The organism is Paenibacillus allorhizosphaerae, assembly GCF_042659105.1.
Classification (GTDB): domain Bacteria; phylum Bacillota; class Bacilli; order Paenibacillales; family NBRC-103111; genus Paenibacillus_G; species Paenibacillus_G allorhizosphaerae.
Genome location: NZ_JBHSRV010000005.1, coordinates 159,161 through 181,427, shown reverse-complemented (window position 1 = coordinate 181,427; position 22,267 = coordinate 159,161). Strand labels below are relative to the sequence as shown.

The window sequence follows — 22,267 nt, the reverse complement described above, 5'->3', positions numbered from 1 at the left end:
TAGTTTCGTTAAGGTTTCGTTTACAGCGCCGCCTGCTTTTGTCTCATTTTGCGCCATACGACGCCGTGCGAAGGAGAAAGCAGCAACGCTACGATGAACAGGACGCCGGCCACCGTTATCATGCATCCGGCAATCGATGCGTCAAGCACCACCGACAAGTAATACCCTCCCGTCGAGCTCAACAAACCGATGATCATGCTGTACGCGATCATGCGGCTCAGTTTTTCCGTCAGCAAATATGCGGTAGCCGCAGGTACGACGAGCATACCGACGACGAGAATCGCGCCGACGCTTTCGAACGAAGCGACGGTGGTCACGGAGACGAGTCCCATGAGCACGTAGTGGAACAACGCCACCGGTATGCCGACGGCCGCCGCCATGGCCGGGTCAAAGGCGCAAATTTTAAACTGCTTATAAAACAAAGCAATGACGGTGCCGCTAAGCAGCAGCACGAGGCCGAGCGCCCATACCGCCTTCGGTCCGATGTCCATACCTGCGAATGTGATCGTATCCCACGGGACATGAATGATTTCACCGTACAATACGCAATCCAAATCAAGGTCCACCTGCCGCGTATAAATGCTGACGAGTACGACGCCGATGGAGAACAAAGCCGTAAACACCACGCCGATCGCCGCGTCGGACTGTACGCCGCTCTGGTGAAACATCTGGATTAGAAACACGGTGATCAGCCCGATCACCGATGCGCCCAGCATCATGAACAACGAATCGCGCGAGCCGCTGAGCAGGAAGGCGATCACGATGCCCGGCAGCACGGAGTGGCTGATCGCGTCGCCGATCATCGCCATGCGCCGCAGCACCAGGAAGCAGCCGAGCAAGCTGCAGGAGCAGGCGACGAGCGCCGCCGTGAGCAAAATCCAAAAGTCGTTCATGCCTGCCCCTCCTTTTTCTGTATCGGTTGCGCGTGTACCGCGATGCGCGGCCGATCCTGCAGCTCCGCAAGCACTTCGCGCTTCACGGCCAGACGCTGGAGCAGCTTCGGCAGCAGTCCGCGCTTCGGCGCGAACAGCACGGAAACGACGAACAACAGCGTCGCGGCGAGCACGCTGAACGGCCCCGTCGGCAAGTTGTTCGCAGTCGTGCTGATCATCGTGCCGATCAGCCCGCTGACGGCGCCGAAAACGCCCGACAGCGCGACCATAACGCCGAGCCGCTCCGTCCAGTAGCGCGCGGATACCGCAGGTGTAATGAGCAGCGCCGACATTAGCACGACGCCGACCGCCTGGATGCCGACGACAACGGCCACGACGATCAGGAACATCATGAATTGGTCGAGAAAAGCAACGGGATAGCCGAGTCCCTTGGCAAAACCGGCGTCAAAGCTGAGCAGCTTGAATTCTTTGAACAGCAGTGCGCATACCGCTACGAGCAGCAAAGCGACCACGGCCATCGTGATGACGTCCGACAGCACCATGGATGCCGCCTGGCCGAATAAGAACTTGTCAAGCCCGCTCTGATTGCCGCTGCCGCTGTGCTGAATTTGCGTCAGCAGCACGATGCCGAGCCCGAAAAAGACCGATAGCACAATGCCGAGCGCCGTATCCTGCTTGATTCGCGTATTGCGGGTAACATAGCCGATGCCGAATGTGGCCGCGAGCCCGGCGATAACGGCACCGATCAGAAAGAAGAAGATCGACTTGGAGCCGGTCAGCATAAACGCGATGCATACGCCCGGCAAAGCTGCATGCGCGAGCGCATCGCCCATCAGGCTCTGCTTCCGCAAATAGGCGAAGCTTCCAAGCACGCCGCTGCTCAATCCGAGCAGCACACTGCCAAGCAAAATCCATTGCGTGTTCGGATCGAGGAATAAATCCATGAATGCGCTAAACATAACCGATCACCTCGAACCGACGATGATCGCATCATCGTCCCTGTTTAATAGCGTTAACCTTCCGCCGTACGTCGTTTGCAGTTGTTCCTTCGTAAACACTTGATCCGTCGGTCCGATCCCCATCAACTGTACGTTGAGCAGCATAACCCAGTCGAAATATTCTTTCACCGTAGATAGGTCATGATGGACGACAAGTACCGTTTTCCCCTGGTTCTTCAATTCACCCAGCAGCGTAATGATCGCTTTCTCCGTCGCCGCGTCAACGCCTACGAAAGGTTCATCCATAAAATACAGCCGCGCATCCTGGGCGAGCGCCCTTGCTAGAAATATACGCTGCTGCTGTCCGCCCGAAAGCTGGCTGATTTGCCGGTCGGCGAAATCGGCCATGCCTACTTTACCTAGGCAATCCATTGCCAGCTTCCGTTCCGCCGCGCCCGGGCGTTTGAACCATCCGAGATGGCCGTACCGCCCCATCATTACCACGTCCAGCGCGCTCGTCGGGAAATCCCAATCGACCGATTCCCGCTGCGGCACATAGCCGATCAGCTTCCGCTGCTCGCGGTAAGGGCGCCCGTAGATCGATACTTCTCCGCTGACACGGGGGATTAACCCGAGAGCCGCTTTGATCAGCGTAGATTTGCCTGCGCCGTTCGGTCCGACAATGCCGACCAGCTTCCCTTCCGGAATATCGAACGTAATGTCGGTTAGCACAGGCTTTTTTTGATAAGCAACCGTCATGCCGCGCACGGACAACGGCGATTTACTTTGCATCTCCATCATAGGTATCACTCCCCGCTTCGTTTATTTCAATGCCTTCACAATCGTATCCACGTTATGCCGCACCATGCCGATGTACGTTCCTTCCGGCGTCCCTTCTTTGCCCATCGCGTCGGAGTATAACTCGCCGCCGATTGATATCGTGTGACCTTGCTTCTTCGCGCCTTGAATGACGGCCTCGATCGATTTCTTCGGCACGCTCGATTCCACGAACACCGCTTTGATTTTATTTTGCACGAGGAAATCTCTCAGGTCGCTCACGTCTTTGGAGCCGTACTCCGATGCGGTGCTGATGCCCTGCAGCCCCATCACTTTAATGCCGTACGCATCTCCGAAATAGCCGAACGCATCATGCGCGGTGACGAGCACGCGTTGGTTTTCCGGGATCGAAGCAATTTGCTCCCTTGCGTACCGGTCCAACTCCTCAAGCTGCTTCGTATAACCGGCAGCGTTGTTCTTGTAGTCTTCCGCATGCGCCGCATCCAGCTTGCTAAGCTCCTCCCGCACCACTTCGGTCGCGCTGATCCAATGCTTCACATCAAACCATATATGAGGATCATGGGAGGCTTCGCCGCCGTCCCAGCCGCGCAGTTTCGATTCCGGAATGTTTCTAGACACTGCCACGGTCGGCTTCGTCTTGCTCATCTTCTCGAACATATCCACCATCTTGCCTTCGAGATGCAATCCGTTATAGAAAATAATGTCCGCATGCTCCAGCTTCTTCACATCGCCTTGCGATGCTTTGTATAAGTGCGGGTCGACGCCGGATTTCATCAATCCGGTCACTTGCACATGTTCTCCGCCAACCTGTGCGACAATATCGCTGATCATGCCGATGGTGGCCGTTACTTTCACTTTGCCGTCCGCCCCGGCTTCTTGCGAATTGCCGCAAGCCGCCGACACGACCGCCAGCGTCAAAAATAGAAGTGTCATTATCAATCGTTTGAACGAGGACGGTACCGATTTGTTCTTCAGCATCATTTACACCCCAAACCTTTCTTATCATATGATCCATCTATATAACTTCGAATGTTGTCTTATACCTTCTTTTTTAGCCAAGACAACATTTGTTTACTTCCTGACTATATTTTAATTATATACAAATATGTTTCCTTTGTGCAACATTTATTTTATAAAAAAAAGAGATCCCCTTTATATCAGGAGATTTCTTTGCACTGCCGTTTACGGTTTTTTCGAATCAGTCCCCGTCGGATTCCCTTTCGGAACGCCGTCCAGTCCGACAAATTGATCATATGCATCGAAAATTTTGCGCGCGATCGGCGCTGCGCCCCAGGAACCGAACCCGCCTTCCGGCACGACGACCGCTACCGCCAGCTTCGGTTTATCCGCCGGAGCAAACGCAATGAATACCGCATTATCGACTTCCTTGCCGCCGCCGACGCGCTGCGTGGACGTTCCCGTCTTTCTGGCGATTTCGTACGGGAATCCGTCGAAGCCTTGAATGCCGACCTGCTTCATGCCGGTAATGACCGCATCCCAATACGGCTTCGGAAACGTCGTCTCGTCGAGCACTTCCGCGTCGTCGAATTTCTTCACCAATTCGCCTTCATACGTTTCAATCTTGTCCACAAACTGCGGCTTCAGCCGTTTGCCGCGCGTCGCCAGCGTCGTTACATACTGCGCGAGCTGCAAAGTCGTGTATTTTTCATTTTGTCCCCACGAGGCGAACACCATCCGGGACTGTGGGGTTTCTTTCGTATTCGTCTTGAACTCGCTAAGTCCCGCGTACTCTCTCGGAAGCCCGCTTCCGGTCGATACGCCTAAGCCGAATTTGCCGAGATACGTCTCCCAAAGATCGACTGCTTTATTGCCGTTGCGCATATACAGCGCATTGCCGATCATCGCTGACATGAACGTATTGGAAGAACGGCGAATCGCCTCCGTCGCGTTAATGTTTCCCCACGCGGCGCTATCGGAATTCGAAAGTCTGGCGTTGTTGTCTTTTCCATAGTAAAACACGCCGGTATCATTATATTTCGTCGCGGTCGTGAACAACCCTTCGTTTAAGCCGATCAGCACGGACAGCGGCTTTACGACCGATCCCATATAAACGATCGAGGTCGGATGTTTCGCAAGTTCGGCGTCCGGATAATCCGGATATGCGGTCGTGATCGTCCCGTTATTAATAAACGGTTTGATTCGCTCGTACTCCGCCTGCGGGATGCCGCCGAACCAGACGGTCGGATCGTAATCCGGCATGCTGGCCATCGCGACCACTTTCCCCGTGTCCACTTCCATCGCCACGGCGTAGCCGGCCACCGCGTTTCTCCCTTTGTTCGCATACGGGTTGTTGCGCGCCTCGGGCCCCTTGAGCCATTTGAGATGATCGATGATCGCCTGCTCGGTAGTAAGCTGCACGTTTTTGTTGATCGTCAAAAACAAATTGTTGCCCTTGATCGGCTTCGTAATTTCGACTTTGCCGATAATTTTTTGCGAAGCGTTCACCGGATATGTCTTATATCCGTTCTTGCCGCGCAGCTCCTCCTGGTACATTAACTCGATGCCGTCATAGCCGACGTCCTCGGTGTCCAAATATCCTTCCGATTTCTTGTCCTTGTAGAAAGGCAAGCCGTACTTCGGCTCCCTTGCCGCCGAGAACGGACGCATATAGCCGATAAGCTGCACGGCCGGCGTAGTATCCGTATCGTAGGTACGGATGCTTTCTTCCGTGATCTCCAGCCATTTCAGCTCATCGCGGTGCTCGTAAATATACGCCATCTCTTTCTCGGACAAACCGGATTTAAGACGCCGCGGCACGGCAAAATAGCTTGGGGCCGTCGTTTTGTTTTGCTCCAGATCATAGCCGACGTCCATTGCCTTAATAATATCGGCGGCCGTGAGCGGCTTTGGTGTAGGTTCGCCGTAATCTGCGAAAATCTTAGCCAGCTTGTTGGCAAGCGTAATGACTTCCTCCTTAGGCTGCTCCTGCTCGATCCGAAAATAAAGCGACTGCGTCGAGGTCGTGTAGGCAATCGGAGCTCCTCCCCGGTCGTATATATTGCCGCGGATCGGAGGAATCGGCGTATCCGCTTTATTTCGGGCAGCTTTCTCCGCCTTCATCTCGTGGCCTTCCACGAACTGAAGCATCGCCAGCCTCACTATAAGAACGGAAAACAGAAAAAACGTAAAGAAAAAGAACAGGTTGATTCGAAACGTAAACTGCCGGCGCTTATTATGCTCTTGCTTCTGCGGGTCGTCCATGACTATCGGCTTCTTCACGAGACTGCGACTCCTTTACTACGCTTTGGAATTACATTGCGAACAATTCGCGCAGGGAATGAATGCCCTCCCCGGTATGATAATCATATCTTTTGATTTTGACGGCATCGATGCCGACTTGTGCCGGCGCCCAAATGTCGTTGCGGTCGTGATCACCGACATACAGCACGTCCTTCGCTTCCAGTCCCGAGCGCTCTAGCGCCAGGCTGAAAATGGCCGGATCCGGCTTCTCCAGCCCGACTTCGGTCGATACGATGACAGGATCGAAATAATGCAAAATGCCTTTATGGTCCAAAATCGATGAAAGCGTTGGAGCGAAATTGGAAATAATGCCAAGCCTGTATCCCTGTCTGCTTAAACGCTCGATGCATTCCTTCACATCTTCAAACAGCGCATACTGCTCAGGTGCGGTAAACAAATGGTACAACTCGTGGCAGCATTCGTGCACTTGCTCTTCCGTCCACTGTTCTTCGTCGACTCCCAATTTCTGAAGAATATAGTGATACAATTTGACCCAGAATGCTCTATCGGATTCGGGCGTGCATACCTCGAACGGGTCAAGCTGCTTGCCGTAATAAAATAGACGGAACGCTTCGGTAAAAAGTTCACCGATCTGTTCCTCTCCCCGGTGCATAGCCCGGCTTGCCAAATATTGCTGCATAATGACGCGCGCGGCAGGTATTGTAATTAATGTATCGCCTACATCAAAAAAGATCGCTTTATATTCTCTGAGTGTCTTGACCATCGATGTTTCACCTCGTATCGGGCCGAAATATCGGCCTTGCTCATAACTTTTAGTTTACCATAACTTCCTCATGTGCAAAAGAAAAGCCGGAGCTGTCATCCTTTCGACCCTTCCGGCTTGCGACTATAAAGAATAGCAATCATTGCTTCGGTTTACGTTTCTTTTATGTGCGTCTCTTGAAAGTTCGGAGGATTGAACCAGTTGCCCCCGCTCGCCACCCAAGTGGAATCCAGCGGCACCCACTGTTCTTTCTCCGACAAATACACTTCGTTCCAGGCATGCGGGCCGTACCCTCCCCGGCCGTCATACCCGAGTCCCGTTACTACCTTGACGTCTAAACCGGTCGATCTTGCCATGACCGCATATAGCCTGGAAAAGTCAATGCATACGCCCTTCTTCGTGTTGAACGTCTCTTCCGGCGTTTGCTCTTTCCAGATACGCTGCTCTTCATACAGCTTGACCTTGTTCCAATCGTATTTGACGCGCGTACCAACCCACCGGTACAGCAGCTTCGCCTTCTCTTCGTCCGTCTTGCCGTCCGCCGTTACTTCCTTCGCCGCCAGCGCGATATCCGGCGGTATTTTGGCGTCAAGCACTTCGTATTTCCGCTGCAAAATGTTGGCGAATTCCTGCTCCACCGCCCGGGTAAACACCGGCAATCGGTTTGCGATGAACTCGCCTGCGGCCGGCTCGATCACTTCCTTGGCTCCTTTTTGATAAAGCGAGGAGGCCTGGATATAGTTTGCTGCCGGCGTTTGCGGAAACAGCGTCGTGACGACAAACAACACGGCGATCATGACCATGCCCCGGCCAAAGCCGGTCACAGCGCCGAGCACGCCGCCGATCAAACTGCTGACCAAAGACGGCGTTCCTTTACCCGGCTTCAGCTGGTCGTCTCGCCCCGCCTCCCAACGATCGACCAGCGGATCGACGATCCGGTAGACGACTTGCTTGATCAGGCCGTAACCCAGCACGAACAATATGCTGAAGCGCAGCAGCGAAAAATCGCGAATCGCCGTCAGCAAGGTATAGTATAATTGTCTCCAGAAACCAAGCTCCTCCGATGGAATGACGATGCCGAGCCCCGTCAGAAAGGCCTGCAGCTTCGGCGACAGCCAGTTACTTAACTCCCAAGCAAGAAAAAGGCTCAGCAGCGTTACGGCTCCCTCGATTACCATCAGCAGCAATCGTTTCGCGGAGGAGGATGCGCCGCGGACCAGCCCTTGAACAATCGATGCAATTACGACAACGCTGATCATAACCGTAATCCAATTCAACTGCTGCAGCTGCAACTGCAGTTGCTGCCAGACGTTCATCGGCTCCCCCCTCCTCTATACGGTACACCTTGATACAACGAATCCATCTTTACGTTGATGTCTCTCTCTTACAATCCCGCGTTTTTCTTCGCCTGTTCTATGAACGTCTTTACCATCTCGTCTACCTTCACGTTGAACGTCTGATTCATGAACGTCACCTGAACTTCCCCGGCGCCCGGTTTTCCGTCGACCTTTACGCTCTTGGTCGTTATCGTAAACGAGCCGTCGGCATTTTGCGTATATTTCGCTTCCTTAACTTCGGCGCTGATCGCATTCATCGCCTGCGTCTTCGCTTCCGCCGCCACCTTTGCACCTACCGTCGTGCCGAGCTCAAGCAGTTGATCCTTGTAGCTCGCGCCGTAGAAAAACAGCCCGGCCACGATCGCAAGCACGATGACCCACTTGATCACCGTCTTCACGATTTTGACAACCAAAAATAAAACAATGAGCGCAGCTAAAATAATGTACCAACGCTCCGCCAAAAAGGCTGTGAGAAAATCCAACGCTATCTCTCCCTTAATAAACATCTTTCTTATTCGTTATTCATCATACAATATTTTCCTTCTAATCTTCATCTCTTTTTTTCCGCAATTCCGCCAGCTTCCGCTGAATTTCATCACCCCGGTCCTGCTGCGACGACCTGCGGAATGTCCGCCTCAAACGAAGCAGCGCGATGAGTGCGATGACGATCAGGACCGCCGTCACAAGCGTATCCATTGGCTCCCCCTTCAAAAAACTTGTACTATTCGTCCCCCCACTGGCGTAAACGTAGTAAAGATAGGCAACGGACAACCATCAATTATGTGTGAGGTGATTTGGGTGAAAACCGCAGTATGGCTGTATCTGTTTATGTTCGTAGCCTTTTTCGACCTGCATGCGCAGTATCCGATTCTTTCTCCATTTGCGATATCCCTGGGGGCGGCGCCGTCCTTCATCGGGCTCATTTTGGGCGTGTACTCGATTACCCATTTGCCCGGCAATTTGATTGCAGGCTACGGCGTCGATAAATACGGCAGCAAAGCTTTTATTGTATTCAGCCTGATTGTAGCAGGAATCGTCCTTCTAATTCAATCCCGCGTCACCGATCCGTGGGACCTGCTTATCATCCGTTCGATCAGCGGATTCGTGCTCGCGTTTTTATCGCCTGCCTGCCTTACGCTGCTTGCAAAGATCGCCAAAGATCATGTTCAGCAAGGCAAGCTGATGGCCGGCAACGGAATGGTGCATACGATCGCTTCCGTGCTTAGTCCTGCCGCCGGCGCTTTTTTGGTTGCGCAGTTCGGTTTTGCCGCATCCTTTACTTTTCTGGGATGGATCCTTATCATTACCGGAATCTTCGCCTGGTTCGGCGTTAACGAGCAGCAGTACAAGCAGACGGCTGCGGAGTTGTTTCCTCCCCACGGCACGGTTGCGGCTCTGCCGGACGGCGGCCTTGAGCACAACGAAAAATCAAACCGGATTCCATGGCTTTTTTACGCCGTTCCGCTCGGTATTTCGTGTTCGCAAGGCATTTTGTTTTTCGAACTACCGTTAATGAAAGAAACACACGGCTCCATTGTCACATCCGGCGTTTTTTTCTCGCTTATCAGTCTCGGATCGCTCGTAACGCTAAGCATGTTGTTCCTCAGCCGCGTATCGCCGATTTTGCGAACGTCATTCGGCAGTTTGGCGCTTGCGCTCGTCTTTTTCGGCATGTCGGTGCACTGGCCGCTCCCGATCTCCGCGTCGCTTTTCTTGATCGGCATGGCTAAGGGGGTTATTTTCCCGGCGATTGCTTCGTTCCTCGCCAGCGTGACCAGCTCGAACAAATACGGGCGCGTCTTCTCGGTTTTGTCTATTTCCTACTCCATCGGCGCCTTTATAGGCCCCATTGTTGCCGGACAAGTGCGCACGCATACGTCGCCTTATTTTATCGCTTTTGTATTCTTGATGCTCTCGCTTTGCCTGCTCCCTATTAATCGTATCAGCCGAACAGCCCGCGCTTAACGCCGGATCTATAAAAATCGACAAATCTCGTAAATTTTTGGGATTGCACCGAGTCCATTGTCCGCCCCTTCCGCATTGCGGTCGGGGCTTTCTTTTGACCCAATTTCAAAAACAATCGTAGTTCTCGGGTATGATGTTCTTAGTACTTTAGTACAAAAAATAAAAATGACCGCAACCTTTATAAAACTATCCGCGTTTCACTCTGTCGAGATGTTTGGCAGCGGACAGTCCCGGGTTGGTCATATAATGTCTAACGAGATTGTTTAGTAATTTTTACCAACATGGACAGAAACTACTTGTCCGCTTCGAACAATCTATATGGAACGTCGATAGAAGGAGGTGAAATGCATTTGTCGAGGGAGCCTGTAAATCGCAATTCGAAATTATTTGTCCAAAGAGATAGGAGTGAATCCTGCATGAAGCCAGCTGTTTTTAAAAAGACAGCGCAAGTGACCGTGGTGATGTTTATCATCTCGATCCTGCTTCCGGTACTCGCTTTCGCCGCATCCGGGTTCAAGGATGTGAAGTACGAGAACGGCACGGTAACCGGTACGGTCTATTCCGACGTTTATAGCGTCAATTCGCAAGTTTATTTGTACAGCCCAAGCGGCACCCAGCTCAAAGTAACTGATGTAACCTACAGCGTGTACGACGGGGTTTACAACTATAAGTTTTCCACGTCCGGGCTAGGCACTTATGATTACATTAATTTGTACGGCCCTGTAGGTACGTCCGTCTACGGAGAGAGCATCTCCGATTCGGTATATAAAGCTGTATACCGGACTACCTCGCCTTCAACCGGCGGCGGCGGCGGCGGTGGTGGCGGTGGCGGTGGTATTGCCACTGGTTCCGAGAGCATCGTCGTATACGCTGACGGTACCGTTAACGCCGACCGGCTGAAAGACTCTCTGGAGAAGTACGACACCGTAACCTTGACGCTAAACGGCGATTTTGTTCTGATTCCGGCCAAAGCGCTCGTAAACTTTGTCACGAATCCGAAGAAAATGCTGAAGATCGTGAATAACAACGGTACGTATAACCTTCCGTTGAACGTATTGAAGCTGGACGATCTGGCAGCCAAGCTGAACGTAACCGTTGATGAGCTGATCATCAAAGCATCCATCAGCAAAGCGGATGATGCGACGGCCGCTGCAGTGAACGCCGCTGCTAGCGCAGTAGGCGGCACGGTTGCCAGCACGATCGTAGACTTCAGTATTACAGGCCTTGGCAAAGAAGACAATAAAGTCGCAGTCGACTTTGGCAGCAATTACATCAGTCGAGTGCTTCCGATGTCGAAGGCTGTAAATCCGGGTCAAGCGACAGCCGTTCTGTTTGATCCGACGACGAAAAAATTAAGCTTTGTTCCGGCGCTGTTCTCCGATAAAGAAGCGGTTATCAAGCGCAACGGCAGCAGCATCTACGCTGTCATCGAAACAAGCAAAACGTTCGGCGACATTAAAGGTCACTGGGCTCAAAACTACATCACGCTGCTCGCAAACAAACTGGTTGTAGATGGCGTGACGGACACTACGTTTGAACCTGAGCGCAACATTACACGTGCGGAATTCGCTGCACTGGTCGTACGTTCGCTCGGCTTGAACACTAACGTATCCAATGCAACATACGCACAATTCAAAGATGTCGCTTCCGATCAATGGTATGCAAGCGTTGTAGGCGCAGCGGCTAACGCTAAGCTGATTGACGGCTATGAGGATGGTACGTTCAAGCCGAACGCTACGATCAACCGTGAAGAACTTGCAGCCATGGTCGTACGCGCCCTGAATTATGCGGGTGCGAAACCGGCTGTAACGTCGGAAGAACAAGCTCAACTGCTTGCGAAATTCAAAGATTCGAACAGCATCGTCTGGGCGAAAGAAGAAGTCGCAACAGCCATTAAAGCAGGCATTGTCGACGGCATGACGGACGATACGCTTGGCGCTCGCAGTACGGCGACTCGCGCGCAATCCGCAACGATGCTGAAGCGTCTGCTGACAACCGCCAACTTCATCAACTAAGAGCATTACGACCACTCTCCTTTTAGAAACGGTCCGGCATATTGCCGGGCCGTTTTTTATGTACCTTCTCCTAACACGGAATTTGAACAAGCGCGGAAGAACGGTTTCTTATTCGTTTCACAACGTAAAACATACATTAATTTCGACATTTCCTGGGAAATACAAACATAAAAGTATTGGATGGGACAACAAAAGGGGATATACTACAAAAAGATCGTCCATACTCGTTGAAACGGAGGATTGCAATGTCAATCGCCATCATCGTAGAAGGAAAAAACGACAAAAGCAGGCTTCGCCGCCTGCTCACGGATGAAATCGTGATTTACTGCACCTTCGGTTCCTTGAATACCGAGAGGCTTGAGAGTTTGAAAAAAAAGATCGGTACGCGCGAGGTATTTCTTTTTACAGACAACGATTCATCCGGCAAAAAAATACGCGGCATCTTGCGGGACACATTCCCCGATGCCGAGCAAATTTATACGCGCCGCGGCTATGCAGGAGTGGAAGGAACGCCGGACGAGTACTTGATTCAGCAACTGGAAAAGGCCGGGTTGGAGGAATTTATCGTTTACCCTCCGGTGCACCCGACCATCGAAAAATTTTAGCGTAATGGCTCAGCCTATGAATTTCAACAAATAAATGACTAGCGTCACAGTGAAGATGCTAAAGATCGTGGAGGAAAACACGGCTTGCGATGAAAATTCCGGCTCATTATCATACTCCACGGCGATGAGCACGCTGCTGAGCGAAGTCGGTACGGCACAGGACAGCACAAGCGCCTGGGCCATTACGCCGTCGATGCCGAGCAGTAGAACGACGCCGAAACCGACGGCCGGTCCCACCAGCAATCGCAGCACGTTGGACAAAATAACATCGGATAACTGGAATTTCCACTTCATACTTCCCAATTGTACGCCTAAAGTCAGCAGAGCGGTCGCGATAAAAGCGTTCGATACATAATTGATCGGTGTATAGATCGGCGCAGGAATCGGAACATGCAGCCCGTTCATCAGAAACGCGATCGGGATAATATAGATGACCGGCAGCGTCATAATCGTCCGCATTGTTTTGCGGATATCGCCTTTTTTTTGCGCGTTGACGGAATAAATCCCGTACGTGTTCGGCAGCAGGCTTTGCATCATCATAATAATAATTTGTATCGACATCGTGAAAGCGTCGCCCACAAATACAAGCTGGTTGAGCGGAATGGCGTAATTGGCGCTGTTATAAAAAATAACGCTGTTCCGCACGGCCGGCACCATGCCGCCTTTATAGCCGCGAATGCGGATGACAATCTCCACCAATATGTACATCGCGGCGAAAAAAATAAAGAAAAAGAGCAGCGTTTGCCCCAATACGCTAAGCGAAAGCGTCGACTCGTACAGCATCTTGAAGACGACCGAAGGCGAGAACAAATAAAAGTTCAGCTTGGATAACGTTTTAATATCCAGTTTAAAGGCTCTGTACAAAACAACGCCAATTGCGATCATAATCGTTAGCGGTATTACGTTGCTGAGCAAAATATGCGTAAAGTACCCCATCCTTGCAACAAAGCCCCCGATCGGTACGATTATTCTTTGCTGATCTTGACCAGATCGGCGACGACTTTATCCACATCGAGATCTTCGTCGTTTCCGCTGTAATATGTCCGCAAATCGCCTTTCCCGTCAACCAACAGGAACAAGTTGCTGTGGGTATACGTTTCGGTTTTCGGGTCTTTTACAACAAGCACGCCGAATTTTTTAGCCAGATCAATGACCGACGCCTCTTCTCCCCGCAGGAAGTACCATCCTTTATAATCGGCGTGGAAGCGCTGCGAAAACTCTTTCAGCTGCGTGGTCGTATCTTTCGTCGGATCGAACGTTATGGACATTAGAGCCGTTTTCGTTCCAAATACGCCCTTCTCGACCAGCTTGTCTTGGATTTTCGACAACGTAAAGGTCGTTGGCTGGCATACATCGGGACAGGTGGAATAGAAAAAATAAATCAGTTTGGCTTTCCCCGCCGTGTCGCCGAGCGATACTTGCTTCCCATCCAGGTTTTCCAGCTTGAAATCCGGTGCCTTTTGCAGCACACCGATTTTTTGATCCGGTCCTTTCATTAACATGTAACCAAACGTTCCGATTAACCCGACAAGCAGTACCATGACAATGATTTTAAAGCCATTTTTTTGCATCCCCGCCACCCTTTCGTTCTCGCAATTAAACAATCATATGCGTAACCCAGCGACCCGCCTGCAAAAAATAAATCCCAGGCGTACGGGACGCCGTGGGATTATTCTTTGACTGGATCAACGCGCCGTGTTACACGGTGTTCACAACCATAATAATGAAGAGCAAAGTCAAATAGTTAATGGAGAAAATAAACATCTTCTTCGACCACTGCACCTCATCCTCCGCCTTGAAACCTTTAATGCTGAGGAATGCCCAGTACAGCCCCATAACTGCAGCGGCAGCGAGATAAATCTCACCGACGTAACCAAATACATACAGCAGCAGCGATACGGGAACAAGCAGCACAATGTAGCGGACCATGCTCAGCTTCGTTACATACGTGCCCCGAACGACGGGAAGCAGCGGGAAGCCGGCTGCGCGGTATTCTTCCATACGCCGGATGCCAAGCGCCCAGAAGTGCGGCGGCTGCCAAAGAAACATAATCCCGAACAAGATCAGCGCGCCCGCGTCGATCTCCGGAACAACGGCACAGTAGCCAATGACCGGCGGCACCGCTCCGGAAAAGCTGCCGACAAACGTGCTCCAAACCGAGGTGCGCTTAAACCAAGCGGTATACACCCAGACGTAAAGGAACAATCCGATCAGCCCTAAAAGTGCGGATAACGGGTTTGTGCCGAACCAAAGCACTGCGAGTCCGATAATTCCAAGTATAATCCCGTACAGCAGCACCGTTTGCGGTGCAATCTTCCCTACGGCGAGCGCCCTCTTCTGCGTACGGGCCATCTTCGTATCCATGTCGCGGTCCAAATAATTGTTCAATACGCAGCCCGATGCCATCACAAGCGCTGTACCGAGAAGTGCATATATCATCAACAACCAGTCGATATTCCACTTGGACGCTACCCAGAAACCGCCGAACGCCGTGATCGAATTGGAGAACAAAATACCGGGCTTTGCCAGTTGGACAAAATCTCTCCAGCTCACCGGCAAGTTCTGCGTCGTTTCATCCGCAGCAGCCACCGCCTCGACTCCAAGCTCCAAACTTGCTTGTTCTTTCAATGTTACAACCCCCTTATGTGAAGGATCCGTTCCGTAGCCATTAATCAGTATAGCTTATACATCCCCTTTATAATAGCAACCTGCCGATCATTTGACAACAAACACATCCCGGTGTTCAAAATATTGTCGATATGTGCGTTCGAAGTTGTGACAAATTGAAAATGAGAAATGCAAAAAAAATGAAAATGAAAAAACGTTCGGCTTTGACCGAACGGTAAACTACTGGCGCTGACTGCTGCTTTGAGCGCTGGGGGATGGGTATGGGGTTCCAACCGCTGTTAAAATCGCATGATTGGAATATACTTAGCGGTATCCATGCGATTTTAAAGGCGGACGCTGCCGCTTTTCCACCCCATACCCATTCCCTTATGGGCTGACTTCGAGTTATCTTCTACGTTTTAAAAACTCTCCTCAGCTGTCTCAATTCCGAGCGCTCTCCGCTATTTTTTTCTGACCATGTTTCGATTCATTTGCTGCTTTTTTCAAACCTTGCACATTCACTGATTTGAGATATTTCCCACCATTCCTCCTTCTCTATTCCATCGAGTGTTCGATTTTATGGCTGAATCTTCGAACCGGTACTATATATTATAGAAGGAATACGTTTCTCTCCAACCATATCTCGCAAGTAGAAATGAGTAACTCTGACAGCCTGTGCTTCCTACCTGGACTCGGGCAAAACTCGATACCTCTTGGCAGAACCAAAGCGGCTGCGCCGCTACTTCGGTACGGAAAGCGGCGGCTTTTGAAAGGACGCGGATCGGATGATACCCCAAGCGGTTTCCAGCAAATCGGCGATCTCGTATACGCGGCGGCCTAGCACCGAGACGGCGAGTCCGTACTTGTACGTAAGGCTGATGCCGAAATACAAGCTGCCGCCCGGCGGGAATTTCCGCTCCAGTTTGTCGCGCAGCTTCTCGACAAGGGCGGCGTCGGCAACGGTTGAAAACATATACAAAGAACCCAGATGCGTGTAACCATCCCAACGTCCTGCTCCAAGCGGAGCGTGCTTGCCTGGCTCTGTCAGCTGCTTTGCCGTAAAAATCAATTCGTCGTCATACCACACGGACAGGCGCGACCGGTAAAGCTCGTATTGGAACTGCTCCCCCCGATGCGTTCGCCCCGGGCACACGATCTCGCTAAAAATCAGCGTCGAATCGCGTTCCATCCGAATGTCCGTCTCGCTAAGGAAATATGCCTGATTGTAGAGCATCAGCGGCTCAGGCATATATTCGACATAGGCGCCGGAAGCAAGATGCAGCGTTTGCCGCTGCCGGGTCGGGGTTGCCGGGTCATTATCGCTTTTTCGGGCCGGATGCACCTTTGTATACGATTGATTCGTAATAAATACGTCCGTCCCCTTTCCGAAGCGCCATTGCTGCTCATAGAGGTCCCCCGCCATCATGCCGGGGGACGCATCCATGACATAAACACCTAGCTGTCGGCCTTCAAACCGGAACGTTTTGGCGATTTTGAGCGGGTACGATTGCTGGTGGCGCAGCAGCTGCGTTTCTCCTCCGCTTGAGGAAAATTCAGCATTGATCGCCCCTGTCACCTCAGGCATGGCTGTACTCGTGTTCCACCCAATGAACGATATCGTCCAGCCCCTGGCCGCCGAACAAGTTCGAGAACACGAACGGCTTGTCGCCGCGCATCCGGATCGTGTCTTCCTCCATGACTTTCAGGCTGGCGCCCACGTGTGGGGCGAGGTCGATTTTGTTAATGATCAGCATGTCGGAGCGCATAATGCCCGGGCCGCCTTTGCGCGGAATTTTCTCCCCTTGCGCCACGTCGATAATATAGATGAAGCGATCCACCAGCTCAGGGCTGAATGCCGCGGCCAAATTATCGCCGCCGCTCTCGATGAAGATGATATCGAGATCGGCAAAGCGCTGCTCCAGCTCCTCTACCGCTTCAAAGTTCATGGAGGCGTCTTCGCGGATCGCCGTATGCGGGCAGCCGCCGGTTTCTACGCCGATGATGCGCTCCGCAGGCAGCGCCTCGGAACGGATCAAAATGTTCGCATCTTCCTTCGTATAAATATCGTTGGTGATGACGGCAATACTATATTTGTCGGTTAATTTGCGCGCAAGCCTTTCGACTAGTGCCGTTTTGCCCGAGCCGACCGGGCCTCCGATTCCGATTCGCATCGGACGTCCCAAATGGACGTAATCCGGTTTTTCCCATTCATGATGATGATGCGCTCCTCCTTGACACATACGCGTCAGCCTCCTTCAAATTATAGATGAGTACATATATTAATGAAGCGAAATAAATCATTCAGGACATAAACAACCGGGAATACAGCCCTTCGTGCCGCATCATCGCGATCTCCGCGTACGGGACGCTCCCGTAGCCATCCGCGAGCGGATCCAGCGATTCGGTCTGCTGCGCTGCTTCCGCAATGGAAGGCAGCAGCGAGGCAAGCAGCCGCTGTCCGTCCGTTTGGCCGAGCGACATGAGGCGCAGCCCGCTGTTGATGCACGTCATCGTGCAAGTGTACAAATACCCTTCCACCGCGACCGCAAGCGGCGCTTGCAGCTCATGGCTGACCCAACCGTGAATGAGCGGATGCGTACCGATGCACTCCTTCGACTGCAGCGCTCCTGTCAGCGGTTCCCACTCCAGGTTCGGGTACATTGCCCGCGTAAGCTGGTACAGCCGCCGGCCCATCTTGGCGACACCGTCGCGGGTTTCCGCCGCGACCCGCTGTACATGCTGTTCGCGGTCGATGCGCCAAAGCTCGGCATAGCGCTTATCAGGAGCCAACCGATAGACGGCTTTGACAGCCAAAGCGTCAACCGGCCCCCAGCTGTGAAACAGCATCGCTTCTATATAATGCTTCAGTTGCTCCGCACGCTCGATCCGGCCGCTCTGTACCATCGTTTCCAAACCGAACGAATGCGAGAACCCGCCGATCGGCAATGCGGAATCGAGCAATTGCGTATAGGCAAGCCAAGAAAAGGATGTATCGTTGTGCATGCTCCGGTGGCCGCCTCCTTGCCTATTATTCATGTACGATTAAAAGAGAAAGTACCGCTGCGCCATCGGCAGGACGCTGACCGGCTCGCATGTGACGGCTTCGCCATCCACCTTCACCTCGTACGTTTCCGGATTCACTTCGATTTTCGGCGTTTCCCCGTTATGGATCATATGTTTTTTCGTAACGGAGCGGCAGTTTTTGACCGTCTCGATGCGCTTCTGCAGCCCGAGCTCGCGGTGTACGCCGGCATCATAGGCCGCTTGCGAGACGAACGTGATGCAATGGTCCAGCGCCCGGCCGAACGCGCCGAACATCGGACGCCCGAATACCGGCTGAGGCGTCGGAATCGAAGCATTCGGATCGCCCATTTGCGCGAAGGCGATGATGCCGCCTTTGACCACCATGTCGGGCTTGACGCCGAAGAAGGCAGGGCTCCAGACGACGAGGTCGGCAAGCTTGCCTACCTCTACCGAGCCGACGAGATGCGAGATGCCGTGCGTGATGGCAGGATTGATCGTATATTTGGCGATATACCGCTTAATGCGGAAGTTATCGTTCCTGCTTTCGCTGTCATCGCCGGAATCGGCTTCAACAGCAGCAGCGCCCGGTTCATGCAGCAGGCCGCGCTGTTTCTTCATCTTATCCGCAGTCTGCCATGTGCGGATGATCACCTCACCGACGCGTCCCATCGCCTGGGAGTCGGAGCTGATCATGCTGAATACGCCGAGATCATGCAAAATATCTTCCGCCGCAATCGTTTCCGGGCGAATCCGCGAATCGGCGAAGGCGACATCCTCCGGGATGCGGCTGTCGAGATGGTGACATACCATTAACATATCGAGATGCTCCTCGACCGTATTAATCGTATACGGGCGGGTCGGGTTCGTAGAGGAAGGCAGCACATTCAGCTCGGAAGCGATCCGGATAATATCCGGCGCATGCCCTCCCCCTGCGCCTTCCGTATGGTACGTGTGGATCGTGCGCCCGCCGATGGCGCGGATCGTGTCTTCGACAAAGCCGGACTCGTTGAGCGTGTCCGTATGAATGGCCACCTGCACGTCGTACCGGTCGGCTACGGCGAGACAAGCATCAATCGCGGCCGGCGTCGTGCCCCAGTCTTCGTGCAGCTTCAGCCCGATCGCGCCGGCTTCGACCTGCTCGGCGAGCGGTTCCGGAAAAGCGGCGTTGCCTTTGCCGGTGAACCCGAGGTTCATCGGGAACGCCTCCGCCGCCTCCAGCATCCGGTGCATATGCCATGCACCGGGCGTGCATGTCGTGGCGCTCGTACCCGCCGCGGGTCCCGTGCCACCGCCGATCATCGTCGTCACGCCGGAGGCGAGCGCCGTTTCAATCTGCTGCGGGCATATATAATGGATATGCGTGTCGATGCCGCCGGCCGTAACGATTTTGCCTTCGCCCGCAATCACTTCCGTAGATGCCCCGACGATCATCTGCAGATCGACGCCGTCCATAATGTCCGGATTGCCGGCTTTGCCGATGCCGACGATCAAGCCGTCCTTGATCCCGATATCCGCCTTCACAATGCCCGAATAGTCAATGATCAGCGCATTGGTAATCAGCGTATCGAGCACGCCTTGATCCCGCGTATGCCGGCTGGACTGCCCCATCCCGTCGCGGATCACTTTACCGCCGCCGAATTTGCATTCGTCCCCGTAGCGGGTATAATCGCGCTCGACTTCCGCCCATAAGTCGGTGTCCGCCAAGCGGACGGCGTCTCCAACGGTCGGACCGAACATGAGCGCATACGATTTGCGGTCCATCTGTGCCATCTAAACGCCCTCCTCCCATTCATTCCATCGGGCGCGAACCGGTTCCGGCAGCACGCCGCGGCGCGCCTCTCCCTTCGACAGCCCGTTCAGGCCGTAACTCAATCGGTCGCCCCCAAGCTCCGTCAGCGTGACCGGCTTCTCTTCGCCCGGTTCAAAACGGACGGCCGTTCCGGCCGGTATATCCAGACGCATGCCGAACGCCGATGCGCGGTCAAACTTCAACGCCCGATTCACTTCGAAAAAATGATAATGCGAGCCGACCTGCACGGGCCGGTCTCCCATATTAATAACAACAAGCGCCACTTTTGCTTTTCCGGCGTTCAGCTCCACGATTCCTTCCCGAACGCGATATTCCCCCGGCTTCATGGGTTACTCCTCCTCTAAAGCTTGATTTCAGCTGCAGCTTTTTCTTAACCCGATATCCGGCTGTACACTTCTTCTTATCGTCGAATCGGCTGATGCACTGTGACCAGCTTTGTGCCGTCCGGAAACGTAGCCTCTACTTGCACTTCATGGATCATGTCAGGCACCCCGGGCATCACCTGCTCCGCGCGCAGCACTGTCGTCCCGAGCTCCATCAGCTGCGCCACCGTCACCCCGTCCCGCGCGCCTTCCATAATCTCCGAAGTAATGAGCGCAACGCTCTCGGGATAATTAAGCTTCACCCCGCGAGCAAGCCTGCGCCTGGCCAAATCGGCTGCCACCGTAATAAGCAGCTTCTCCTTCTCCCTATCTGTCAGGTTCATGTTAGATCCTCCTAAACGAAACACGAATATTGCAGTGCCAATAACTTTATTATATTCGCGTTTTGCTCTTCTGTAAATCCATTAATGTTATTTAAAATCACATTAAAACACCATATCGTCAAGATTGAGGGCGTATTTTCAATATATATTCCAAAATCACGAAATAAACGGCATAATTCAATGCGTAAAATTTTTTTAGAAATAAATTTATGTAATGTATATTGACATGTAAATCACATTTGAATAAGATATGGCATGTAAGCCATACTGACACACTGAAGTGATTGACCGAAAAAATTAGGGGAGTGGATCAAACATGTTATTCAAAAGAAAAAGGCTTACCGCCCTGATGGCCGTCTCACTGACGCTGTCCGCCTTCCTGGCCGGATGCTCCGGCACAGCGAAGCCAGCCGCAACCGGCACCGACACCAAAACGGAAGCACCTGCCGGAGACAACACGGTTCCCATCGGGATCGTTCACTCCTTGACCGGCACAATGTCCATCAGCGAAGTATCCGTTAAGGATGCGGAGATGATGGCGATCGATGAGATCAACAAAGCCGGCGGCGTTCTGGGCAAACAACTGAAGCCGATTGTCGAAGACGGCGCATCCGACTGGCCTACTTTTGCGGAAAAAACAAAAAAACTGCTGCAAAAAGACAAAGCGGTCGTCATCTTCGGCGGATGGACTTCCGCCAGCCGCAAAGCGGTGCTTCCGGTAGTGGAACAAAACAAAGGCCTTTTCTTCTATCCTGTCCAATATGAAGGCTTGGAATCATCGCCGAACATCTTTTACACCGGCGCAACCACGAATCAGCAAATCGTCCCGGCCGTATCGTGGCTCCTGCAAAATAAAGGGAAAAAGTTTTTCCTGCTCGGCTCCGATTACGTGTTCCCGAGAACGGCCAACAAAATCATTAAAGAGCAGCTGAAAGCGGAGGGCGGCACGCTGATCGCCGAAGAATATACGCCGCTCGGACATACCGATTACAACACGATCATCAGCAAAATCAAAAAAGAAAAACCGGACGTCGTCTTCAATACATTGAACGGAGACAGTAATGTAGCCTTCTTCAAACAACTGAAAGATGCGGGCATCGGTTCCAAAGACTTGACCACCTTATCCGTCAGCATCGCCGAAGAAGAAATTCGCGGCATCGGCGCTTCCATCCTGGAAGGCCACTATACGGCTTGGAACTACTACCAAACGACCGATACGCCGGAAAACAAAAAATTCGTGGAAGCCTACAAAGCGAAGTACGGCAAAGACCGCGTGACGGACGATCCGATCGAAGCGGCTTACACCGGTGTCTATCTGTGGGCGGAAGCAGTTAAGAAAGCCGGCTCCTTTGAAGTCGAGAAAGTGAAAGCGGCGGCGAAGGGCATTGAATGGAACGCTCCGGAAGGCAAAGTCAAAGTCGACGGCGACAACCAGCACATCTATAAGACCGTACGGATCGGCCAAATTCAGTCCGACGGCATGATTAAAGAAGTGTGGAACTCCGGCCAGCCGGTGAAACCGGATCCGTACCTCAAAACGTATCCGTGGGGCGCTGCGGTAACAAAGTAGTCTTAAAGAGAGAG

Annotated in this window: 21 protein-coding genes; 4 read left to right on the top strand and 17 right to left on the bottom strand. The window is 52.6% G+C overall.

Translation table 11 applies throughout. The features are described 5' to 3' along the window. Window positions 1-20: 20 nt before the first annotated feature. The 8 genes from ACFQI7_RS19835 to ACFQI7_RS19800 form a co-directional block, all read right to left on the bottom strand. Window positions 21-893: a metal ABC transporter permease gene (locus ACFQI7_RS19835; protein WP_218100201.1), complete on the bottom strand. Its 873-nt coding sequence runs from the start codon at window positions 891-893 to the stop codon at window positions 21-23. Next, window positions 890-1,852 (bottom strand): metal ABC transporter permease, encoded by a 963-nt coding sequence (locus tag ACFQI7_RS19830; protein WP_230415166.1) that lies wholly within the window; start codon window positions 1,850-1,852, stop codon window positions 890-892. Before ACFQI7_RS19830 ends, ACFQI7_RS19835 begins: the two co-directional genes overlap by 4 nt. A 6-nt stretch (window positions 1,853-1,858) precedes the next feature. Continuing rightward, window positions 1,859-2,629 carry a metal ABC transporter ATP-binding protein gene (locus ACFQI7_RS19825; protein ID WP_218100403.1) on the bottom strand — a complete coding sequence of 257 codons (771 nt, stop codon included), beginning with the start codon at window positions 2,627-2,629 and terminating at the stop codon, window positions 1,859-1,861. Between the two features lie 24 nt (window positions 2,630-2,653). Then, window positions 2,654-3,610 carry a metal ABC transporter solute-binding protein, Zn/Mn family gene (locus ACFQI7_RS19820; RefSeq protein WP_377517401.1) on the bottom strand — a complete coding sequence of 319 codons (957 nt, stop codon included), beginning with the start codon at window positions 3,608-3,610 and terminating at the stop codon, window positions 2,654-2,656. A gap of 201 nt (window positions 3,611-3,811) precedes the next feature. Next, on the bottom strand, window positions 3,812-5,869 hold the full coding sequence (locus ACFQI7_RS19815) for a peptidoglycan D,D-transpeptidase FtsI family protein (protein ID WP_218100199.1): 2,058 nt from the start codon (window positions 5,867-5,869) through the stop codon (window positions 3,812-3,814). A gap of 31 nt (window positions 5,870-5,900) precedes the next feature. After that, window positions 5,901-6,614: an HAD-IA family hydrolase gene (locus tag ACFQI7_RS19810; RefSeq protein WP_218100198.1), complete on the bottom strand. Its 714-nt coding sequence runs from the start codon at window positions 6,612-6,614 to the stop codon at window positions 5,901-5,903. Between the two features lie 152 nt (window positions 6,615-6,766). After that, window positions 6,767-7,930: a transglutaminase domain-containing protein gene (locus ACFQI7_RS19805; RefSeq protein ID WP_218100197.1), complete on the bottom strand. Its 1,164-nt coding sequence runs from the start codon at window positions 7,928-7,930 to the stop codon at window positions 6,767-6,769. Between the two features lie 68 nt (window positions 7,931-7,998). Then, window positions 7,999-8,433, bottom strand: coding sequence for a hypothetical protein (locus ACFQI7_RS19800; RefSeq protein ID WP_230415164.1), 435 nt, complete (start codon window positions 8,431-8,433; stop codon window positions 7,999-8,001). Between ACFQI7_RS19800 and ACFQI7_RS19795 the strand changes: the two genes are divergently transcribed. The 3 genes from ACFQI7_RS19795 to ACFQI7_RS19785 all read left to right on the top strand — a co-directional run bounded on the left by ACFQI7_RS19795 (window position 8,324) and on the right by ACFQI7_RS19785 (window position 12,536). Next, complete coding sequence (locus tag ACFQI7_RS19795) at window positions 8,324-9,916, top strand: MFS transporter (protein ID WP_329958247.1); 1,593 nt, start codon at window positions 8,324-8,326, stop codon at window positions 9,914-9,916. The genes ACFQI7_RS19800 and ACFQI7_RS19795 overlap by 110 nt on opposite strands. Before the next feature lie 416 nt (window positions 9,917-10,332). Then, on the top strand, window positions 10,333-11,931 hold the full coding sequence (locus ACFQI7_RS19790) for an S-layer homology domain-containing protein (RefSeq protein ID WP_377517397.1): 1,599 nt from the start codon (window positions 10,333-10,335) through the stop codon (window positions 11,929-11,931). Window positions 11,932-12,176: 245 nt separating this feature from the next. Further along, entirely contained in the window at window positions 12,177-12,536 is a 360-nt protein-coding gene (locus ACFQI7_RS19785; protein ID WP_218103482.1) for a toprim domain-containing protein, read from the top strand. Between the two features lie 9 nt (window positions 12,537-12,545). On the opposite strand, the gene ACFQI7_RS19780 is transcribed toward ACFQI7_RS19785, so the two are convergent. From ACFQI7_RS19780 to ACFQI7_RS19740, 9 genes are all read right to left on the bottom strand, one after another. Then, window positions 12,546-13,472 (bottom strand): AEC family transporter, encoded by a 927-nt coding sequence (locus tag ACFQI7_RS19780; RefSeq protein ID WP_218103481.1) that lies wholly within the window; start codon window positions 13,470-13,472, stop codon window positions 12,546-12,548. Between the two features lie 29 nt (window positions 13,473-13,501). Further along, window positions 13,502-14,107 (bottom strand): SCO family protein, encoded by a 606-nt coding sequence (locus ACFQI7_RS19775; RefSeq protein WP_218103480.1) that lies wholly within the window; start codon window positions 14,105-14,107, stop codon window positions 13,502-13,504. A gap of 127 nt (window positions 14,108-14,234) precedes the next feature. Continuing rightward, on the bottom strand, window positions 14,235-15,164 hold the full coding sequence (cyoE, locus tag ACFQI7_RS19770; protein WP_218103479.1) for a heme o synthase: 930 nt from the start codon (window positions 15,162-15,164) through the stop codon (window positions 14,235-14,237). Between the two features lie 718 nt (window positions 15,165-15,882). Further along, window positions 15,883-16,728, bottom strand: a complete 846-nt coding sequence (locus tag ACFQI7_RS19765; protein ID WP_218103478.1) for an urease accessory protein UreD — start codon at window positions 16,726-16,728, stop codon at window positions 15,883-15,885. Continuing rightward, window positions 16,721-17,383: an urease accessory protein UreG gene (ureG, locus tag ACFQI7_RS19760; RefSeq protein WP_218103477.1), complete on the bottom strand. Its 663-nt coding sequence runs from the start codon at window positions 17,381-17,383 to the stop codon at window positions 16,721-16,723. The genes ACFQI7_RS19765 and ureG overlap by 8 nt, the downstream gene beginning before the upstream one ends. Before the next feature lie 61 nt (window positions 17,384-17,444). Beyond that, complete coding sequence (locus tag ACFQI7_RS19755) at window positions 17,445-18,146, bottom strand: urease accessory protein UreF (RefSeq protein WP_218103476.1); 702 nt, start codon at window positions 18,144-18,146, stop codon at window positions 17,445-17,447. A 39-nt stretch (window positions 18,147-18,185) separates the two neighbouring features. Further along, entirely contained in the window at window positions 18,186-19,937 is a 1,752-nt protein-coding gene (ureC, locus tag ACFQI7_RS19750) for an urease subunit alpha (RefSeq protein ID WP_218103475.1), read from the bottom strand. Next, on the bottom strand, window positions 19,938-20,303 hold the full coding sequence (locus ACFQI7_RS19745; protein ID WP_218103474.1) for an urease subunit beta: 366 nt from the start codon (window positions 20,301-20,303) through the stop codon (window positions 19,938-19,940). It abuts the gene before it with no gap. Between the two features lie 74 nt (window positions 20,304-20,377). Then, window positions 20,378-20,683: an urease subunit gamma gene (locus ACFQI7_RS19740; protein ID WP_218103473.1), complete on the bottom strand. Its 306-nt coding sequence runs from the start codon at window positions 20,681-20,683 to the stop codon at window positions 20,378-20,380. Between the two features lie 316 nt (window positions 20,684-20,999). Here ACFQI7_RS19740 and urtA point away from each other — a divergent pair, with 316 nt between their 5' ends. Further along, complete coding sequence (gene urtA / locus ACFQI7_RS19735) at window positions 21,000-22,253, top strand: urea ABC transporter substrate-binding protein (protein WP_218101425.1); 1,254 nt, start codon at window positions 21,000-21,002, stop codon at window positions 22,251-22,253. The last annotated feature ends 14 nt before the right edge of the window (window positions 22,254-22,267 follow it).

What these genes read in the sequence shown, in the direction of transcription:
- ACFQI7_RS19810 (WP_218100198.1), bottom strand. Translation starts at nt 6,614, where the DNA reads ATGGTCAAGACACTCAGAGAATATAAAGCGATCTTTTTTGATGTAGGC.
- ACFQI7_RS19795 (WP_329958247.1), top strand. Translation starts at nt 8,324, where the DNA reads ATGACCCACTTGATCACCGTCTTCACGATTTTGACAACCAAAAATAAA.
- urtA (WP_218101425.1), top strand. Translation starts at nt 21,000, where the DNA reads ATGTTATTCAAAAGAAAAAGGCTTACCGCCCTGATGGCCGTCTCACTG.
- ureG (WP_218103477.1), bottom strand. Translation starts at nt 17,383, where the DNA reads ATGTGTCAAGGAGGAGCGCATCATCATCATGAATGGGAAAAACCGGAT.
- ACFQI7_RS19805 (WP_218100197.1), bottom strand. Translation starts at nt 7,930, where the DNA reads ATGAACGTCTGGCAGCAACTGCAGTTGCAGCTGCAGCAGTTGAATTGG.
- ACFQI7_RS19755 (WP_218103476.1), bottom strand. Translation starts at nt 18,146, where the DNA reads ATGCACAACGATACATCCTTTTCTTGGCTTGCCTATACGCAATTGCTC.
- ACFQI7_RS19790 (WP_377517397.1), top strand. Translation starts at nt 10,333, where the DNA reads ATGAAGCCAGCTGTTTTTAAAAAGACAGCGCAAGTGACCGTGGTGATG.
- ACFQI7_RS19765 (WP_218103478.1), bottom strand. Translation starts at nt 16,728, where the DNA reads ATGCCTGAGGTGACAGGGGCGATCAATGCTGAATTTTCCTCAAGCGGA.
- ACFQI7_RS19830 (WP_230415166.1), bottom strand. Translation starts at nt 1,852, where the DNA reads ATGTTTAGCGCATTCATGGATTTATTCCTCGATCCGAACACGCAATGG.
- ACFQI7_RS19780 (WP_218103481.1), bottom strand. Translation starts at nt 13,472, where the DNA reads ATGGGGTACTTTACGCATATTTTGCTCAGCAACGTAATACCGCTAACG.
- ureC (WP_218103475.1), bottom strand. Translation starts at nt 19,937, where the DNA reads ATGGCACAGATGGACCGCAAATCGTATGCGCTCATGTTCGGTCCGACC.
- ACFQI7_RS19775 (WP_218103480.1), bottom strand. Translation starts at nt 14,107, where the DNA reads ATGCAAAAAAATGGCTTTAAAATCATTGTCATGGTACTGCTTGTCGGG.
- ACFQI7_RS19785 (WP_218103482.1), top strand. Translation starts at nt 12,177, where the DNA reads ATGTCAATCGCCATCATCGTAGAAGGAAAAAACGACAAAAGCAGGCTT.
- ACFQI7_RS19820 (WP_377517401.1), bottom strand. Translation starts at nt 3,610, where the DNA reads ATGATGCTGAAGAACAAATCGGTACCGTCCTCGTTCAAACGATTGATA.
- ACFQI7_RS19740 (WP_218103473.1), bottom strand. Translation starts at nt 20,683, where the DNA reads ATGAACCTGACAGATAGGGAGAAGGAGAAGCTGCTTATTACGGTGGCA.
- ACFQI7_RS19825 (WP_218100403.1), bottom strand. Translation starts at nt 2,629, where the DNA reads ATGGAGATGCAAAGTAAATCGCCGTTGTCCGTGCGCGGCATGACGGTT.
- ACFQI7_RS19835 (WP_218100201.1), bottom strand. Translation starts at nt 893, where the DNA reads ATGAACGACTTTTGGATTTTGCTCACGGCGGCGCTCGTCGCCTGCTCC.
- ACFQI7_RS19745 (WP_218103474.1), bottom strand. Translation starts at nt 20,303, where the DNA reads ATGAAGCCGGGGGAATATCGCGTTCGGGAAGGAATCGTGGAGCTGAAC.